The organism is Kineosporiaceae bacterium, from assembly GCA_016713225.1.
Lineage (GTDB): Bacteria > Actinomycetota > Actinomycetes > Actinomycetales > Kineosporiaceae > JADJPO01.
Genome location: JADJPO010000011.1, coordinates 508087 through 523200, shown reverse-complemented (window position 1 = coordinate 523200; position 15114 = coordinate 508087). Strand labels below are relative to the sequence as shown.

The window sequence follows — 15114 nt, the reverse complement described above, 5'->3', positions numbered from 1 at the left end:
GGCTCTTCTGGAGCGCCCTGCGCCGGTGGACTCGCCGACCGTGCCCATCAGCATCAGGCACCTCGATCCCGAGAACCTGTTCGTCCCGGTCGTCCCCCCCACCGCCCCGCTCACTCCCGGTCTGGGTCACGCCCTCGGCGTCGGTCGGCGTCGGCGGCACCAGGAGTTGCGGGACGCCGAGCAGCAGACCACCCCCAGCTCGTCCTCGACGTCGATGGGCGCGCGGTGGTGGGAGTCCGAGGAGTACGCCGAGCTGGAGCGGGCTGTCGAGGAGGCCTTCACCGACCCGAGCCCCACCGGCGAGCTGGTTCGTCCGTTCATCACCTCGGCCGGCGCCCCCGCGCACACCGACGCGATCTGGGCGGGTGTCGGCATCGTCCCGCCGCCCACGCCCGTCTACGGCGTCACCTCGCCCGACTCCTACGGATATTCGACCGACACCGACACCGACACCGACACCGGCGAGCGGCCGTTGGCGCGTCCGCTGCCCTCGCGTCGAGACCTGCGCCGGCAGCGAGCAGCCCGTCCCTCGGCACGCACCATCGCGGCCCGCCGGCTCGGCAAGGGCACCGTGCTGGCGATGACCATGTTCGGTGTCGTCGCCTCGAATGCCCCGCAGCACCTGCACGCCAAGCTGTTCCGCGGGCAGGACCTGACCGACCTGGTGGAGGCTGCGCCGTCGGTCGCCGGCGCCGAGGGTGCCGCCTCGCTGGGCGGTGCCCGGCGTGACTCGGTCGAGCAGGCGGTGCGCGATCGGTTGCAGAAGGACGCGGCGGTGCAGAGCGTGAGCCAGGCGGGTCAGAACGCCGGTGCGGTGGTGGTCGCGGCCGCCAAGGCGCAGGCTGCAGCCGATGCCGCGGCGGCCCGGGTGGCCCGTGAGCGAGCCACCCGTGACGCACAGCGTGACCCGCGAGCGCTGGCCAAGGTGATGCTGGCCGACTTCGGTTGGTCGCAGAGCGAGTTCGTTCCGCTCGAGAAGCTGTGGATGCGTGAGAGCGGGTGGCGCTGGAACGCCGTCAACCCGAGCTCTGGCGCCTGCGGCATCGCCCAGGCCCTGCCCTGCAGCAAGATGTCGTCGGCCGGATCGGACTACCGGACCAACCCGATCACCCAGATCACGTGGGGTCTGGACTACATCAAGGACCGGTACGGCTCGCCGTCCGCAGCCTGGGCTCACAGCCAGGCCACCGGCTGGTACTGAGTCGCGGCTGGTACCGAGTCGGTCGCCGGCGCCTGCGGGCGTCGAGCAGCAGTGATCTGTCTCGGACATGCATCGGAATCTGTATCAGACCAGCATCGGGGCGACTCCCCCGGACGTGCTGATCCGCTTTCCCGCCGAGTGGCCCACCTGGCTGACCGCCCTGGTGGCCATGACCATGCTTGCCGCCCTCGACCTGGGCGGGTCGTACGCGGCCAAGGAGGCGGTGGTGCGCCGTTCCCCGGTGTTCGCCGCGATCGGGGTCACCGCTTTCGTGGTGCTGTTCTGGGTGTTCGCCTCCAGCCTGCAGTACGCCGAGCTGACCCCGGTCACCTTCGGCTGGATCGTGATCCTGCAGGTGGGCGTGGTGGTGCTCGATCGCTACCGCTACGGGGTGACCATCACCCAGGGCCAGTGGATCGCCCTGGCGGTGATGATCATGGCGCAGGCCTATCTCTTGCTGGGTCTGCCCGGGGCGCCCCGATGGTCCGATCTCGGCGCGCCGTCCGCGACCGGACAGCAGCAGTCAGACGTGGTCGGCGAACCGTCCGATGTCGGAGCTGAGCGACTCGGCCAGGCCCGACAGATCCCCGGCGGCCTGACTGATGCCCTCGACCTGAGAGTCGATGTCCCGGATGGCGGCGGAGATCGCCGAGATGGCCGCTGAGGCATCGGCGGACGCCGCCTGCGCGGCACCCACTTGTTGCATGATGTCGTCGGAGGACGTCGCCGTCTCGTCGGCCAGGGAGCGCACCTCGGTGGCCACCACCGCGAAACCGCGCCCGGCGTCCCCGGCGCGCGCTGCCTCGATCGTCGCGTTGAGGGCCAGCATGCGGGTCTGCGAGGCGACCTGGCGGATCAGATCCACGGCGCGCTGAATCGCCGCGCTGGTCTGCTCCAGCGACTGCATCGTGTGCAGGGCCGAGCCCACCTGCTCGACCGCAGCGCGGGCCGAGATGGCCAGGCTGCCCGCCGAGGCACCCAGTTCGGTCGAGGCCGACGCGACCTGCGTCGAGGCGTCGACGGCCGAGGCGGCCAGCCTGCTGCGTACCAGGCGCTGCTCGGTGATCTCGTCCGAGGCGTCCTCGATGGCACCACGGGCCCGGTTGATCCGCGCCGCGCCGTCCCGAAACGTACCGGGCATGCCGCGCACCAGGAACTCGCGATAGTGGCGGCCCTCGGCGGCCGCGGTGAGCGAGGCTCCCGACTCCCGCACGAAGGCGTCCACCACGTCCAGGGCCTGGTCGAGGTGTGCCCCCAGGCGCTCGACGCGGGGGTCCCCGGCGTCCAAGGCGCCGACCCGCAGCTCGAGGTTGCCGTGGGCGGCGGCCTCGAGTACCTGGTCGAGCCGGGCGAAGGCATCGTCGACGGTCATGCGGTCACCGCTCTGACACCGTTGTCACGATGGCGAATCAGCTGCCAGATGTAGGCGTCGTAGGTGGTCTGCAGGTCGGCGAGCTCGCGGCCGAGCGCCTCCAGGGAGGCCTCGGCGGCCACGGCGGGGCGCTGGTGACCGCTCTCGATCGCCCGCATCCGGGCGTAGAGCGGCTCGATGGCGCTGATCCAGCCGTGCTCGGGTCGGCGCCGATTGGAGTGGTAGCCGACGATGTGGCCGGCCCGGTCGAAGCTGGGGGTGACGTGTGCCAGCACCCAGTACCCGGCGCCGTCCTTGCACAGATTCTTGACCAGGGCGAAGACCTCGTGGCCGGACTCGATCCTCTGCCAGAGGTAGCGGAACACCCCGCCGGGCATGTCAGGGTGGCGGATCAGGCTGTGAGGGGAGCCGATCAGTTCCTCGCGCGAGTAGCCGGCGACTCTGCTGAAGACCTCGTTGGTATACCGGATGATCCCCTTCAGGTCTGTCTTCGAGACGATGATCTCCTCGGATCCGAACTCACGGATCGTTCCTGTGGGAACGATTCGAGACGTGCGCACGCGTTGCCTCCCAGAACTTGGCCCACTCCCCGATGGTCTGGCCATCGGCCCATTGCGGGTGAGAGTTGAGTCCCGACGCTTCAGAGGGGTTCAGGGTCAGCGGTTCAGGGTCAGCTGCCCAGTGCCCGGCGCCGCGCGAGGTAGATCGCATAGCGGAGCTGCCGTCCGTCGCGCCGGATGTCGAGCAGCACCTCCTCGGTGGGGCCGCAGGCGGCGTCCAGCACCGGGATCAGACCGGGGACCGGATCGGCCGACCAGATGCCGAGGACGCCACCGGGGCGTAGCGCCCGGGCCGCCGCGCTCAGGAAGTCCGCGCCGTACAGCCGGGCGTTGCCGGCGTGCACCAGGAAGCCGGGGCCGTTGTCGACGTCCAGCAACACGGCGTCCACGGCGGCCGGGGCCAACGCCGGGACGGCGTCGGCGACGTCCGCGATCTGGATCTCGAGCCGCTCATCGGCCAGGAGGTCAGCGCCCGGCAGCAGACCGGCGTGCATCCAGTCGACCAGGACGGCGTGCAACTCGATCACTCGGACGTGACGGACTCTCGGGTGATCGAGCAGGGAGCGGCAGGTGTAGCCGAGCCCGAGCCCGGCCACCACGACGTCGAGGCTGATGTCGTGCTCGATGTGGGCGTCCAGCCGGGTCAGCGCCAGGTCGGCGAGCGCCTGCTCGGTGGCGGTGTGGGCGCTGTCCATGGCGAACACCCCGTCCACCACCAGCTCGAGCACCTCGCCCCGTCGGCGCAGGGCGAGTTCGCCCTGGCCGTCACGATGCCGGGCGAGGACCACGGGGACGTCGTCCATCGGGATCGGGACGGTCAGCTCTGCTCGACGGGGCCGAGGTCGCCCACCGCGTCCAGCAACTGCACCCGGCCCTCGTTGAGGCAGTAGTCCGCGCCGGCGATGGCACACCGCCCGTCGGCGATGCGCTCGGCGATCGCCGTGGAACGTTCGGCGATCAGGTGGACGGTGTGGCGGACGTGCTGCTCCATGACCTCCATGGCGTCCACCTCCTCGATCGGGCGGCCGCCCTGGCGCGTGGTCACCAGACTGGAGGTCAACCGCTCGACGATCTCGCGCAGGTACCCGCGGGGCATCGTGCCGTGGGTGTGGGCGTCCATGGCCGCCGCGATGGCGCCGCACTGGTCGTGGCCGAGCACCACCACGAGCGGGATGCCCAGGGCCACGACACCGAATTCCAGCGAGCCGAGGACACTGCTGTCGACCACGTGGCCGGCGGTACGGATGACCGCCAGGTCGCCCAGCCCCCGGTCGAAGACGATCTCGGCGGCGACGCGCGAGTCCATGCACCCGAAGACCACGGCGAACGGCGTCTGCTTGCGACCGGCGGTGTCGGCCCGCCGCGACTGATCCTGATTGGGGTGTTCGGGGCGCCCCGCGACGAATCGCTCGTTGCCTCGGGCCAGAGCCGCCCACGCGCGTGCCGGGGAGATCTGCGGAGCACCATCAGTGACCATGTGGTCATCTTGGCCTACCGCATGCTGTCGTCTCCTCGGCTCGACATGCGGCATGCCCCACAAACGCTCCTAGACTGCCAGGGTGTCGAGCGTCACCGATCGGAGGCCCGTTGGGGTGGACCGAGCCGGTAACCGGTGGCGGTGCGTGGTGTGGTGGGGCGCGGCCTGTCGCGGTGGACTCCTGGCCCGCCCCCCCGGCCGCGTGTTCGCGGCGCTGGTGCTCGCCGCCCCCAACGCTGGGTGGGTGGGGTGGGCCGGGGCGCTGTGGTCGTGGGTGCGTCGACCGCGTGTCACGTGGGGGCCGTCGTGGTCGGCCGCCTGGTAGGTGTTCGTCGGGCTGGTCGGGTTCCCCGGGGGGTGGGTCCGCGCCGGCGGGGCGGGCCTCGGGGCGCGGCGAGGCGCCCGGGAGCACAGGGGCGGGGCACGCCCCCATGCCCCCGCCTTGGCGAGATCACCCGGAGCGCAGCGCACTGGCGCGGTGACGAGGCCGAGCGGGGTCTCGGGCATGGGGCGGACGGGGGGTGGGGGTCGTGGGGGGGGGGCGGGGGGAGGGTGGGTGGCTGGGTTGGGGCCGGGGCGGCGGTGGGGCGGCCCCCGGCGAGGCGTTCGTGCGGCGTCCGCGCTGGGCCTGGATGGGGCGATGAGCGCCGCCGAGTGCAGTTGGGGCGAGGCGCTCGCCCGCGCGGCCGGGGTCGCGTCGGCCGTGCCGCCTGGGGTGGTGCCGCTGGCCGGCGCGATCGGGACGGTATTGGCCGACGACGCGTGCGCCCGAAGCGATCTGCCGGCCACGGACACCTCGGCGATGGACGGCTGGGCCGTGGCCGGGCCGCCGCCGTGGCGGGTCGTGGGGCAGGTTCTGGCCGGGCAGCAGCGCCCGGACGCCGCACCGCTGGCGCCCGGCCAGGCGGTCGGCATCGCGACCGGTGCCGCCCTGCCCGGTGGGGCGGCTGCCGTGCTGCGCCGTGAGCACGGGACGGTGGATCCCTCGGGCCTGGTGCGGCCCAGGGGGAGAGCGCCCGAGTGGGGCGCCGACGTGCGTCGTGCGGCAGCAGAGTGTCGACGTGGTGAGGTGGTGCTCCCGGCCGGCAGCGAGATCGGTTCCGTGGCACTGGGTCTGCTGGCGGCGGCCGGCCTGGACGAGGTGTCGGTCCGCCGGGTGCGGGCCGACATCCTGATCCTGGGCGATGAGTTGCTGACCTCGGGGCCGGCCCGAGACGGCCGGTTGCGTGATGCGCTCGGACCACTGCTGTCGGCCTGGATCCCGGCGCGCGGGGTCGAGATCGCCTCGGCGCGTGCGGTTCCCGACCAGGTCGAGCCGTTGCGGACGGCGCTGCTCGCGGCCCGTGGGGACGTCGTGGTCACCACGGGGTCGACCGCCCGGGGGCCGGTCGACCACCTGCACGCCGTCCTCGATGCGCTGGGGGCGCGGCTGGTGGTGGACGGCGTCGCGGTTCGTCCGGGGCACCCGCAGCTGCTCGCCGTGCTGGCCGACGGACGCCCGTTGGTGGGCTTGCCCGGCAACCCGCTGGCCGCCGTCTCGGGCCTGCTGACCCTGTTCGACCCGCTGGTGCGCACGCTGCGAGGCCAGCAGCCGGCACCGGTGCGCCGCGGCGTCCTCGCGGTCGACGTGCCCGCCGGCCCGGAGGCGACCCGGTTGTTGCCGGTGCGCAAAGGCCACCCGGTGATGTTCGCCGGCCCCGCCATGCTCCGCGGCCTGGCCACTGCCGACGCCGTCGCCGTGATCCCCCCCGGCGGTGCCACCGCCAACACCGAGCTGCACCTCCTCCCCATCCCCTGACCCCCCACCCCCTGACCCCCCACCGCCCCCGCCCCGCCCCCGCCCCCCGCCCCCGCCCCCCGGCCCCACCCCTCATGAGCGCGATGTCACGTTGCGCTCGTCCAGCGAGTGCGACGTGACATTGCGCTCGCCGGGGATGAGCGCGATTCCCTGCTGCCCGCCCGAAATCGTCACGGTGCGTAGATGTTTGGCCCGAGGTGAGGCTGGCGGGCCTCGCGACGTCCGGGCCGTTGCGTCCACAGGATGCGGTGGGCGTCCCACCATCCACAGGTCAGCGGACGCCGCGTGCGGTCCGCCGAGGCAAGCCTCACCGTTCAGGCCATGACGAAGCGACTGTTCGATCCTCGCGAGGTGGACTTCCACCTCGGTTCACAGGGCCACGTGGCCACCCACGCCCAATTGCGCGAGCTCGGGGTGTCGATGGCATCCATCACTCGACGGATCGGGGTGGGTGGGCCATGGCAACGCCTCCTGCCCGGAGTCGTGCTGACCCATCGAGGCACTCCGACCCGGCGCGAGCTCCTGCTCGGGGCCAGGGCCTTCTGCGGCGACGACGCGGTGATCACCGGCATCGATGCCCTGCACGCTGCCGGGCTCAGGACGCTGCCACCGCGACCCGAGATCTATGTGTTGATCCCGGCGGGTCGACATCGGACGTCCCACGGGTCCGTGCACGTGGAACGGAGCCATCGGATGCCCGATCCGGTCACGGTGAACGGGATTCCGTACGCTCCGGTGCCCCGAGCACTGGTCGACACCTGTCGCAGGACCGCCGTCCTGGGCGAGGTTCGCCATCTTGTGGCGACCGTGGTCCAACGCCGAACGTGCACGGTTCCCGAGCTGGCCGCAGAGCTCGTCGCCTCGGCCCGGGCACGGACGGCGCTGGCCCGATTCGCGCTCGCCGAGGTGTCCGACGGCGTCCGCTCGATCGCCGAGGGCGTGGCCCGGGAGGTGATGCGGACGGCTGGGATACCGGCGCCCCTGTGGAACGTCCGGCTGAGGCTGCCCGATGGCAGCGAGTTGAGGCCTGATGCCTACTGGCCGGAGTACGGCCTGGCCCTCGAGATCGACTCCTTCGCGTGGCACCTGGCTCCTGCGGACTACGTCCACACGATGCAGCGTGCACGGCGCATGGTCGCCGGTGGTCTGCTGGTCATCAACTTCGCCCCGGTGGAGATCACCTCGGCGCCGGACCGTTTCGTCCGTGAATTGAACGCCATGCTCGCCCTGGCTGCCGGGCGCACCGTGCCCGAGGGCATTCTCGTGATACCGGCTGCGTGACGTCCGACTCGCGCCCTCGACTGCTGCCTGGGCAGGGTCGAGGGCGCCGTCCTGCTCTATCGAGAGTCCGCCGAGGCACCGGGGTGGGTGGCGGCGTCCGGGGTGTCACTCTGCGTCGACCCATTCCGATCACCCCACGAGATCACGCTCATGTGCGACGAGCACGATGTCACGTCGCACTCGCCAGACGAGCGCAACGTGACATCGCGCTCGTTGGGGTTGAGGACCCGGGGGGACGGGGGACAGGGGGACGGGGGGACAGGGGGGACGGGGGGGACGGGGGAGTGAGAAGGGGGTTAGGTGCGGGTGATGGTGAGGACGGGTTTGATGACTTCGGAGAAGAAGTCGTTGCCCTTGTCGTCGACCACGATGAAGGCGGGGAAGTCCTCGACCTCGATCTTCCAGACGGCCTCCATGCCGAGTTCGGCGTATTCGACGACCTCGACGTGCTTGATGCAGTCCTGGGCCAGGCGGGCGGCGGGGCCACCGATCGAGCCGAGGTAGAAGCCGCCGTGGTCGGCGCAGGCCTTGGTCACGGCGTTCGAGCGGTTGCCCTTGGCCAGCATCACCATCGAGCCACCGGCGGCCTGGAACTGGTCGACGTAGGAGTCCATCCGCCCGGCGGTGGTCGGGCCGAACGAGCCGGACGCCATGCCGGTCGGGGTCTTGGCCGGGCCGGCGTAGTAGACCGGGTGATCGCGCAGGTAGGACGGCATCGGCTCGCCGGCGTCCAACCGCTCCTTGATCTTGGCGTGGGCGATGTCGCGAGCCACCACCAACGGGCCGGTCAGCGAGAGCCGGGTCTTGACCGGGTACTGGGTCAGCTGCGACCGGATCTCGTCCATCGGCCGGTTCAGGTCGACCCGCACGACGTCCTCCGCCGCCGCACCGGACGACGCGAGCTCGTCGTGGGTGACCTCGGGCAGGTAGTGCGCCGGGTCGAACTCGAGCTGCTCGATGAACACCCCCTCGGGGGTGATCTTGCCGAGCACCTGACGGTCGGCCGAACACGACACCGCCACCGCCACCGGTAGCGAGGCACCGTGACGGGGCAGCCGGATCACGCGGACGTCATGGCAGAAGTACTTGCCGCCGAACTGCGCCCCGATGCCGAAGTCCTGGGTCAGCTTCAGGATCTCGGCCTCGAGCTCGACGTCCCGGAACCCGTGCCCGGACGGCGAACCCGCCGTCGGCATGCCGTCCAGGTACTTCGCCGAGGCGTACTTGGCGGTCTTGAGGGCGTACTCGGCGCTGGTTCCGCCGATGACGATGGCCAGGTGGTACGGCGGGCAGGCGGCCGTCCCGAGGCCGCGCAGCTTCTCATCCATGAAACGGAGCAGCGCATCCCGATTGAGCAGGGCCTTGGTCTCCTGGAACAGGTAGGACTTGTTCGCCGAGCCACCGCCCTTGGCCATGAACAAGAACTTGTAGACGTTCTCCGACCCCTCGCCGGTCTCGGCGTACAGCTCGATCTGGGCGGGCAGGTTGGTGCCGGTGTTCTTCTCCTCCCACATGCTCAACGGCGCCATTTGCGAGTAGCGCAGGTTGAGCCGGGTGTAGGCGTCGAACACCCCGCGCGAGAGGGCCTGCTCGTCGCGCACCCCGGTGGTCAGCACCTGGCTGCCGCGCTTGCCCATCACGATCGCGGTGCCGGTGTCCTGGCACATCGGCAGCACCCCACCGGCCGCGACATTGGCGTTGCGCAGCAGGTCGAGTGCGACGAACTTGTCGTTCGCCGAGGCCTCGGGGTCGTCCAAGATCTTCGCCAGCTGCGCCAGGTGCGCCGGGCGCAGGTAGTGCGCGATGTCGTGCATCGCCGTCTCGCTCAGCAGCCGCAGCGCCTCGGCGTCCACCTCGAGGAAGGTTCGCCCGGCTGCCTCGATCGTCCGCACACCCTCGGTGGTGAGCAGTCGGAAGGGGGTGTCCACATGACCCAGCGGGGTCACGTCGGTGTAGACGAACTCAGGGCCGGAAGCGGCGGCGGACATCGCAACTCTCCTCGTCGATCAGGGCCGATCAGGGCGATCAGCGTCGATCAGGGCGACGCGGTCGAGCCTAGTGCGCGCCCGTCGGCCTCGCCCCAGGGCGTGGCGTGCACCACGTCACGGCCGCGTCGAGGGTCAGGGCGTCGAGGGTCAGGGGCGAGGGTCAGGGGTTCAGCGTCGAGGCCGGTGCGCCCAGCCGGGCCGGCGGAGCCGACGCGGCGGCCTCCGGGTCGACGCTGTCCTCGGTGGTGGACGGGCCGGGCGTGATCGGGGCGGTCGAGGCCAGTTTGCCGTCGGCGGTGTAGAACTCGGCCACGTTGTCGCGGGCGACCACCCGGGCGCCGGCGCGGGGGCGGGCGACCTGGATCAGCACCCGCTCGGTCGCCCGGGTGATCACCCGGCGGACCAGGGGGTTGGTGCTGGTCATCGACTCCACCCAGCGCAGCGTCCCGGCGGTGAAGACCCCGGCACCCGAGGGCGCGCTGTACCAGGTGACGTCCGAGGCGTCCGGCTGGTCGCGGCAGACCACGGGGAGTGGGCGAGCACCTGCAGCGGCCGTGGCGTGCTCACCACCAGGTTCACCCGGTCGAGTTCGGGGCCGACCACCCCGGGCAGCCGGGTGCCGTCGGCCAGGTTCTGCCCCGCGAACGGCCACGCCATCGGGTCGGTGATCACGAGATCGCCGTTGGCGTGGGCGCACTCGAACATGCTGCCCACCAGCGAGGACTGCGGCTGAGAGTGCGGCTTCTTGCCCCAGTCGGCGGTGGTGTCCTCGGTCTTGACCGGGTCGACCTCGCCCAGCTTGTAGTTGATCATGACGCGTCCCGACCCCAGCGGGGACGGCGCCAGTCGAATCCGCCGGTGTACGGCATTGGCGCCCAGGAACGCCAGGTTGACGCCTTGATCACGGGCGGTGGTCACGTTCGCGCGCATCGTCCGCGACCAGTACTCCGAGTGTCCGAGCAGCACCACGGCGACGGCGCCCTGCAGCACCTCGGGGTGCAGCTCCAGGTCGAGGTCGGCGGCGTAGTTGAGCTTCAGCCCGAGCCGCTCGGCGGTGGCCACCACCGGCAACTCCTTGGTCAGGAAGGTGCCGGTGCCGAACCCCCGCGCGTAGGGACGGTCGAAGGACGCCGCCACGGACCGGAGCTCGAAGTCCTCGGCCTTGTCGTCCTTCTCGTAGCCCCGATAGGTGCTCGGCCCACCCCATTGGTTGTAGGCCTGCCAGGTGGCCATGCTGTGCACCAGCAGGACGGCGCCGGTACTGGTGGCGTTGCGCACCACGAACGGGACGAACGAGGTGGCGCCGTCCGAGCCGATCAGCTTGGCCAGGTAGGCCCCCGCGGGCCAGCCGGTGGTGTCCAGCGCGGCCGAGCGGGGCCAGCCGGCGCTCACCATGCGGGTGGCGGGGTCGCGCACGACTCCGGTACGCACCCCGCCGGGCATGGCTGGGCTCTTCCAGATCAGCCGCGCCCAGCGGCCCTGGTAGTCGCCGGTGCGCAGCACCTCGATGGTGAAGGTCTGACCGCTCGAGCTGACGTGCAACCCGACCGACTGACCTGCCAGCACGCTCAGCGCGTCGGCATACCCCTCGATCCGGACCCCGGGCTTCGGCTCCGCGGTCATCCAGTCCGACACCCCCGACTGGCGGTTCTCGGTCTCGGTGCCGGTCAGTGAGGTGCCGGGGTCGAGCTGGTCCTCGGGCAGGGCCGAGGGGTGCAGACCACCGCGGCTGGCACCGACGAACGCGGGTGCACCGCCCGAGGCGTCGCCGTCCAGTCCCGCAGGTATCGAGCTCTCGGCGTCCGATCCGGCCGCGAGCGCGGACGGCGCGGCACCCGCGCCGTCAGGGAAGGCGGTCTTCGAGGCGGTGCTCGCCCCGCAGCCGGCACCGGCTGCGGTGAGCAGGGCAGCGGTCAGCAGGCCGGCCAGCCACCGGGCCGTAGCAGGAAGGGGGGCACCGTCGAACATGTCGATGCACAGTGAACGGCATCGGCGCCCCCGGAGGGAAATGCGGCGCGCTGATCACCCGTGTGGCCCGGCCCGATCGAACCCATCCCAACCCGACGACCCAGCCCGACGACCCAGCCCGACGACCCAACCCCGGCTCAGCCCGAGGTGAGCCACCAGGCCGCGTACGGCGGCACGGCGTAGAAGCCACCGTGTCCGTCGGAGTCGGCCCCCTCGTGTTGCAGGGCGAAGCTCGAGATGTGATCCCAGGGCCGCGTCAACCCGGCCCCCCGCACCGGCTCAGCGGGCAGGTGCTGCCAGTGTGGCGAGACGTTGTAGACCGCCAGCAGGGTGCCGGCGGGGTGTCGGCGGCGCAGCACCAACAAGCCACTCGCGCCGACGTCCAGCGGTTCGCTCTCGACGGCCGCGTGCAGCGAGGGCAGCTGCCCGCGCAGCCGGCCCAGGTGGGCCAGGCCACCGAAGATCCGCCCCACGATGGTCTGCGGGTCGGTGCGCTGTGCGGCGGCGTCCCAGTCCATCCAAGGCCGGTGCAGCCAGCGGTTGTCCTGCGCCAGTCGCGGGTCGGACGTGTAGCTGTGATCGTTGAGCAGACCCAACTCGTCACCCATGTAGAGCAACGGGATCCCGCCGTAGCCGTAGATCACCGCGTGCAGCAGGAAGATCCGGCCGAGGGCGGGGCCGACCAGGGCGTCCGATCCGGTGCGTGCCTGATGGTGCAGTGCCGCCTCCAGCCCGGCCAGGCTGGCCAGGCTGCCGCTGGTGCGGGCATCGCCAGTGGCCGGGTTGACCTGGAACAGCTCGCCGCGGGCGAACGAGCCGGTGAACTCGCCGTCGTACCAGGCGGCCAGGAACTGGCGGTGGTGATAGCCGGACAGGCCCACCGCGGCGGCGTCGCTGTCCGAGATCGCCCATCCGATGTCGTCGTGGCACCGGGCGTACGTCGTCCAGGCCGTGGTGACCGGCTTGGGCGGCGGGACGGCGAGCGCGCGCCGCGCGAGGTCCGCCGACCCCGTGGCCAGGGCCGACCACAGCTGCACCATGAGGCTGTTGTGGTAGGCGATGTCGCAGACCCTGCCGGCATGGCGGCCGGTGCCGAGGTAGGCGGGCAGATCCTCCGGGGCCACGATCGCCTCGGCCTTGAAGATCACCCCGGGGGCGGCGATCCGGACGGCGGCCCGCAGCGCCTGCACGATGTCGTGCACCTCGGGTTGGTTCTGACAGTTGGTGCCCATCCGCTTCCACAGGAAGGCGATGGCGTCCAGCCGCAGGCAGTCGACACCGATGTTGGCCAGGAACAGGATCACGTCGAGCAGTTCGCAGAACACGTCCGGGTTCGACCAGTCCAGATCCCACTGGTAGCTGTTGAACGTCGTCCAGACCCAGGCGCCCCGGCTGCCGTCGGCGTGGGTGATCTCCTCCTCCCAGGTGAACGATCCCGGGGCGAAGTCGGGGAAGATCTCGGGCAGGGTGCGCTCGTAGGCATCCGGCATCGTCCGGTCGCGGAAGAACATGAAGTAGTCGCGGTAGGGCTGTTCGCCGCGCACCGCGGCCCGCGCCCAGGCGTGTTCCTTGGCCACGTGGTTGAGCACCAGGTCGAGGGTGAGCGCGATCCCCGCCTCGTGCAGGGCGTCACTCAGCTTCTCGAGGTCGGCCATCGTGCCGAGATCGGAACGCACCGTGCGGTAGTCCTGCACGGCGTACCCGCCGTCGTCCGGGCCGGAGCGGGGCTGCAGCAAGGGCATCAGGTGCAGGTAGGTGACCCCCAGCTCGCCCAGATAGTCGATCTTGCTCCGGACGCCGTCCAGGGTGCCGGCGAACCGATCGGGGTAGCAGACGTAGCCGACCTGGTCGGGGCCGCTGAACCAATCCGAGCGCAGCAGTCGGCGGTGGTCGAGGGCGCGCAACGCGGGACGGCGGGCGTTGTGGGCAGCGATCACCAGGTCGAGCACCTGCTGGACCGGCGGCTCGGCGAACACCCCGAGCCCGGTGAGCAGGTCCTGGCCCCAGCGCTCCAGCCGTTCGAGTAATCCCTCACCGTCCGTGGTCGCCTGTCCACGGGCAGACTGGATCATGCCGGCGACGTCGACGCTCACAGTTCCTCCTCGGCGCGTGAGGGACCGACCTGGATGGGTCTACCTACCCGTGGTCACCGAGCGGTGTCCACTCGGGGGATGCTCGAGGGCCACTGTAGAGATGTAAACCTTTGTTCGGGTGGTGCTCCCGCTCACCGAGCACCCGGTCGCGCCGACGTGCTGCGGATCGGGCTGAATCCGCGCCTGCAAGCGCTTGCCAGCGGACTCCGGACATGTCACCTTGGCAGCAAAACCTCCGGACCGTCTCGGCCGGAGGGAAGGGCCTCTGACGTGCGCGCAGTCTCGCCATTGCCTCAGGGCCGGCCGTCCACGAGGACGACCGGCCCGTTCTCGCGTGCCAGCATCGTGGACGTCGCCGCGCGTGCAGGCGTCTCGGTCGCCACCGTGTCGCGTGCGTTGCGTGACACGCCCAATGTGTCCCCCGCCACCCGTGACCGCGTGCTCGCCGCGGCGGCTGAACTCGACTACACCGTCTCGCCCCTGGCCTCCGGGTTGGTGACGGGTCGGATCAACGCCATCGGCGTCGTCCTGCCCTACGCCGGTCGGTGGTTCTTCGCCGAGGTGCTGCGCGGGATCGAGGAGGTGCTGCGTGGGCGGGGGTACGACCTGATCCTGCACGTGCTGTCGGACTCCCAACGCCGGGCCGAGTTCTTCGAGACGTTGCCGCTGCGGCGCCGGGTCGACGGGGTTCTGGTGGTCGCCCTTCCGCTGGACGCCCGCGAGATCACCTCGCTGCGTTCGCTGGGGGTGCCGCTGGCCGGGGTGGCCGAACCGATGACCGGGGTGCACGGCGAGCGGGTGGACAACGTCGCTGCCGCCCGGCTGGCGGTGCAGCACCTGATCAATCTGGGCCACCGGCGCATCGGGTGCATCGGCGGTGACCTCGACGGCCCGGAGCACTTCAGCGTGCCCGGCTGGCGGACCCAGGGCTACCGCGAGGCGCTGACGATGGCCGGCATCGAGGTGCGTCCCGGCTGGGAGCGGGATGGTCAGTTCACGGCCGAGGGCGGCGAGCTGGCCATGACCGCGCTGCTCTCGCAGCCGGGCGGGGCACCGACCGCGGTCTTCTGCCAGTCCGACGAGATGGCCTTCGGTGCCTTGCGGGCGTTGCGGCACAGCGGGCTGCGATGCCCCGAGGACGTCTCGATCGTCGGTCTGGACGACCACGAGCTGGCTCACACCTTCGACCTGACCACGGTCGCCCAGCCGGTCGCCGCCCAGGGGGCAGCGGCAGCCCGGTGGCTGATCGGGCGACTCGACCCGCGGGACGAGGCAGAGTCGGACGCCGAGGTGCGCTTCCACGACGTCCGGTTGGTGCTGCGGCGCACGACGGGCCGTCCGCCGACCTGAGTGCGGCCCGGACGGCGCCCGGGGCC

The 15114-nt window shown here is 71.4% G+C and carries 12 protein-coding genes; 4 read left to right on the top strand and 8 right to left on the bottom strand.

The window, feature by feature from the left end:
- The first annotated feature begins 40 nt into the window (after positions 1-40).
- On the top strand, positions 41-1201 hold the full coding sequence (locus IPK24_25145; GenBank protein ID MBK8078739.1) for a hypothetical protein: 1161 nt from the start codon (positions 41-43) through the stop codon (positions 1199-1201).
- A gap of 523 nt (positions 1202-1724) precedes the next feature.
- Here IPK24_25145 and IPK24_25140 read toward each other — a convergent pair.
- The 4 genes from IPK24_25140 to IPK24_25125 all read right to left on the bottom strand — a co-directional run bounded on the left by IPK24_25140 (position 1725) and on the right by IPK24_25125 (position 4610).
- Complete coding sequence (locus IPK24_25140) at positions 1725-2573, bottom strand: chemotaxis protein (GenBank protein ID MBK8078738.1); 849 nt, start codon at positions 2571-2573, stop codon at positions 1725-1727.
- The gene (locus IPK24_25135; GenBank protein MBK8078737.1) at positions 2570-3178 is read right to left on the bottom strand and encodes a PAS domain-containing protein; all 609 of its coding nucleotides are present in this window, start codon (positions 3176-3178) and stop codon (positions 2570-2572) included. Before IPK24_25135 ends, IPK24_25140 begins: the two co-directional genes overlap by 4 nt.
- A gap of 65 nt (positions 3179-3243) precedes the next feature.
- Positions 3244-3936, bottom strand: coding sequence for a hypothetical protein (locus IPK24_25130; protein ID MBK8078736.1), 693 nt, complete (start codon positions 3934-3936; stop codon positions 3244-3246).
- A 14-nt stretch (positions 3937-3950) separates the two neighbouring features.
- Entirely contained in the window at positions 3951-4610 is a 660-nt protein-coding gene (locus IPK24_25125) for a carbonic anhydrase (GenBank protein ID MBK8078735.1), read from the bottom strand.
- Positions 4611-5250: 640 nt separating this feature from the next.
- Here IPK24_25125 and IPK24_25120 point away from each other — a divergent pair.
- Positions 5251-6408, top strand: coding sequence for a molybdopterin molybdenumtransferase MoeA (locus IPK24_25120; GenBank protein ID MBK8078734.1), 1158 nt, complete (start codon positions 5251-5253; stop codon positions 6406-6408).
- A 321-nt stretch (positions 6409-6729) separates the two neighbouring features.
- Entirely contained in the window at positions 6730-7689 is a 960-nt protein-coding gene (locus IPK24_25115; protein MBK8078733.1) for a hypothetical protein, read from the top strand.
- 296 nt (positions 7690-7985) lie between these two features.
- Here IPK24_25115 and IPK24_25110 read toward each other — a convergent pair whose 3' ends face one another.
- From IPK24_25110 to IPK24_25095, 4 genes are all read right to left on the bottom strand, one after another.
- On the bottom strand, positions 7986-9677 hold the full coding sequence (locus IPK24_25110; GenBank protein MBK8078732.1) for a fumarate hydratase: 1692 nt from the start codon (positions 9675-9677) through the stop codon (positions 7986-7988).
- A 160-nt stretch (positions 9678-9837) separates the two neighbouring features.
- Entirely contained in the window at positions 9838-10101 is a 264-nt protein-coding gene (locus tag IPK24_25105) for a hypothetical protein (protein MBK8078731.1), read from the bottom strand.
- Positions 10098-11645 carry a hypothetical protein gene (locus IPK24_25100; GenBank protein MBK8078730.1) on the bottom strand — a complete coding sequence of 516 codons (1548 nt, stop codon included), beginning with the start codon at positions 11643-11645 and terminating at the stop codon, positions 10098-10100. Before IPK24_25100 ends, IPK24_25105 begins: the two co-directional genes overlap by 4 nt.
- Positions 11646-11782: 137 nt before the next feature.
- Complete coding sequence (locus IPK24_25095; GenBank protein ID MBK8078729.1) at positions 11783-13717, bottom strand: alpha-amylase family protein; 1935 nt, start codon at positions 13715-13717, stop codon at positions 11783-11785.
- A 99-nt stretch (positions 13718-13816) separates the two neighbouring features.
- On the opposite strand from IPK24_25095, the gene IPK24_25090 reads away from it, so the two are divergent.
- Positions 13817-15088 carry a LacI family DNA-binding transcriptional regulator gene (locus IPK24_25090; GenBank protein ID MBK8078728.1) on the top strand — a complete coding sequence of 424 codons (1272 nt, stop codon included), beginning with the start codon at positions 13817-13819 and terminating at the stop codon, positions 15086-15088.
- The last annotated feature ends 26 nt before the right edge of the window (positions 15089-15114 follow it).

Excerpts from the sequence above, each read along its gene's own strand:
- IPK24_25140 (MBK8078738.1), bottom strand. The coding sequence starts at position 2,573 with ATGACCGTCGACGATGCCTTCGCCCGGCTCGACCAGGTACTCGAGGCC.
- IPK24_25135 (MBK8078737.1), bottom strand. The coding sequence starts at position 3,178 with ATGGCCAGACCATCGGGGAGTGGGCCAAGTTCTGGGAGGCAACGCGTG.
- IPK24_25130 (MBK8078736.1), bottom strand. The coding sequence starts at position 3,936 with ATGGACGACGTCCCCGTGGTCCTCGCCCGGCATCGTGACGGCCAGGGC.
- IPK24_25125 (MBK8078735.1), bottom strand. The coding sequence starts at position 4,610 with ATGGTCACTGATGGTGCTCCGCAGATCTCCCCGGCACGCGCGTGGGCG.
- IPK24_25120 (MBK8078734.1), top strand. The coding sequence starts at position 5,251 with ATGAGCGCCGCCGAGTGCAGTTGGGGCGAGGCGCTCGCCCGCGCGGCC.
- IPK24_25115 (MBK8078733.1), top strand. The coding sequence starts at position 6,730 with ATGACGAAGCGACTGTTCGATCCTCGCGAGGTGGACTTCCACCTCGGT.
- IPK24_25110 (MBK8078732.1), bottom strand. The coding sequence starts at position 9,677 with ATGTCCGCCGCCGCTTCCGGCCCTGAGTTCGTCTACACCGACGTGACC.
- IPK24_25105 (MBK8078731.1), bottom strand. The coding sequence starts at position 10,101 with ATGACCAGCACCAACCCCCTGGTCCGCCGGGTGATCACCCGGGCGACC.
- IPK24_25100 (MBK8078730.1), bottom strand. The coding sequence starts at position 11,645 with ATGTTCGACGGTGCCCCCCTTCCTGCTACGGCCCGGTGGCTGGCCGGC.
- IPK24_25095 (MBK8078729.1), bottom strand. The coding sequence starts at position 13,717 with ATGATCCAGTCTGCCCGTGGACAGGCGACCACGGACGGTGAGGGATTA.
- IPK24_25090 (MBK8078728.1), top strand. The coding sequence starts at position 13,817 with ATGCTCGAGGGCCACTGTAGAGATGTAAACCTTTGTTCGGGTGGTGCT.